Consider the following 374-nt stretch of genomic DNA (forward strand, 5'->3'; position numbering starts at 1 on the left):
AACTTGTTGCGAGTCGAGCGCCCAAAGGGCGCGTTTTTGATGGCGCTTGTTAAGTGCGCACACTACAGAGACCAGCCATATTGTTTTGCAATAATAGCTACCAAACGAGGAATATCTTGTTTTGCAGCAGCAATAAAATCCTGATCTGCAACAGTAGCACCAGCAAGTTCAATATCATCACTAGCCGTTCGTATGAAATTCGAACCAGATGAATGGTCTCGTCCCTCGACAAACGATACCCAAGGGCCATCAGTTGCAGCACTGCAACGTTCGAGAATGCTTATTAGCTCATCTTTGGTAATATCCACAACCGGATTTCCTTGCACACTTAACGCCTTGCTAATTGGCTGCCGCAGCGCAGCGTAGGCAGTCCA

General features: G+C 47.3%; 1 protein-coding gene. It reads right to left on the minus strand.

What is annotated here, in order from left to right:
• Nucleotides 1-62: 62 nt before the first annotated feature.
• Nucleotides 63-374, minus strand: a 312-nt coding sequence (locus NOG12_RS13310; protein WP_313933523.1) for a hypothetical protein, incomplete at its 5' end; no start/stop codon positions are given.

Origin of the sequence: Pseudidiomarina fusca, assembly GCF_032227045.1 — a bacterium.
In the GTDB taxonomy this organism is placed as follows: Bacteria; Pseudomonadota; Gammaproteobacteria; order Enterobacterales; family Alteromonadaceae; genus Pseudidiomarina; species Pseudidiomarina fusca.